At 68.8% G+C, this 1,797-nt stretch carries 2 protein-coding genes; both read right to left on the bottom strand.

From position 1 onward, the window contains the following. A partial coding sequence (locus tag FKN01_RS32130) for a condensation domain-containing protein (protein ID WP_260697098.1) occupies positions 1–1,400 on the bottom strand: 1,400 nt, incomplete at its 3' end. Further along, positions 1,397–1,797 (bottom strand): phosphopantetheine-binding protein (locus FKN01_RS32125; RefSeq protein WP_260697097.1); only part of this gene is annotated, 401 nt, incomplete at its 5' end. The genes FKN01_RS32130 and FKN01_RS32125, both read right to left, overlap by 4 nt.

Genomic DNA, 1,797 nt, shown 5'->3' with positions numbered 1-1,797 from the left:
AACTCCGGCAACGTCACCAACTCCCCCGACCGCCCGGCCACACTCCAGCCCGACAGCCGCTCACACTCCCCCGGCAGGAGCACGTCGACCTCGTCCACCCGGACGGACGCGTCGGCGGCGACGGCTTCGAGGACCCGCGCGAACCGGCCGGCCAGGGTCCGCGCCGTCTCTTCGTCGAAGATGTCGACCGCGTACTCCAGCGCACCGTTCAGCCCGTCCGGGGCGCCGTCCGGGCCGCATTCCTCGGCCAGCTGCAGCGTCAGGTCGAACTTCGCGGACCCCAGCTCCACCGGCTCCACGGCCACGTCGAGTCCGGGCAGATCCAGCCGGCCCCGCACGTTGTTCTGCAGGACCACCATGACCTGGAACAGCGGCTGCCGGGCCGCCGAGCGCTCCACGCCCAGCGCGTCCACCAGCCGGTCGAACGGCACATCCGCATGCGCATGCGCACCCAGATGCACCTCCCGCACCCGCTCCAGCAACTCCACGAACGACGGATCACCCGAAACATCCGTACGCAGCACCACCGTGTTCACGAAGAACCCGACCAGATCGTCCAGACCCTCATCCGACCGGCCCGCCACAGGGGCGCCGACCGGCAGGTCGTCGCCCGCGCCCAGCCGGGAGAGCAGCACGGCGAGGGCCGCGTGCAGCACCATGAACAGGGTCACGCCCCGCTCGCGTGCCAGCTTGAGCAGCGCCCGGTGCACCTCGGCGTCCACGGAGAACGGAACGGTTCGCCCGCGGTGGGACGGCACGGCGGGGCGCGGGCGATCGTAGGGCAGCACCAATTCCGCCGGGGAGCCGTCCAATGCCTCGCGCCAGTAGGCGAGTTGTTCGCCGAGCACGCTCGTCGGGTCGTCCTCCGACCCCAGCACCTCACGCTGCCACATCGCGAAGTCCGCGTACTGGCCCGGGAGCTCGGGGAAGTCGGGCGTGGTGCCACGATGCCGCGCGGCGTAGGCCGTCGACAGGTCCCGCAGCAGCGGGGCCATGGACCAGCCGTCGGCGGCTATGTGATGGAGCACGATCAAGAGCACATGGCTGTCGGGCGCGACCTCGAAGAGCGTGACTCGCAGCGGAATCTCTTCGGCCAGGTCGAAGCAGTACGCCGCCGCGTCGGACATCGCCCGCGACAGCCCGTCCTGCGTCACCCGGGCCCGGATCAGCTCCGGCAGGACGTCTTCCAGGATGAGCTGGCTGGGCTCACCGTCCCGTATGGCGATGACCGTACGCAGACTCTCGTGCCGTTCGACCACGTCTTCCAGGGCCGCCCGCAGCGCCGGCTCGTCCACCTCGCCGGTGAGCCGCAGGGAGACGGCGATGTTGTACGCCGCGCTGGGGCCCTCGAGCTGATCGAGGAACCAGATTCGGCGCTGGGCAAAGGACAACGGGATCATGATGTGCCCCTCTCTCGCGACATACGGCGGAACTTGGGCCGCGCCGGACGTGCAATGGGAAGAAGTTCGGAAAGTTGAGCCACTGTCGGTGCCTGGAAGACGTCCTTGGCGGTCATCTGCACACCAAGGCGTGCGGCGATGCGGACAGTGAGTTTGCTGACGAGCAGAGAGTGTCCGCCGAGGTCGAAGAAGGAGTCGTCGATGCCGACCGTCTCGAATCCGAGGACCTCAGCGAAGAGTTCGCAGAGCTGTTCTTCGTTCTTGGTACGGGGCGGCCGAGCCGTGGAAGCGCTGGTGTACTCGGCTTCGGGCAGGGCCTTGCGGTCGATCTTGCCGTTGGTCGTCAGCGGGAAGGCGTCCAGGACCACGACCACGGCCGGGACCATGTACTCCGGCA

It is taken from the genome of Streptomyces sp. 130, from assembly GCF_007096885.1.
In the GTDB taxonomy this organism is placed as follows: domain Bacteria; phylum Actinomycetota; class Actinomycetes; order Streptomycetales; family Streptomycetaceae; genus Streptomyces.
The sequence above is the reverse complement of the archived record's forward strand: the minus strand, read 5'-3'. Positions and strand labels throughout refer to the sequence as shown.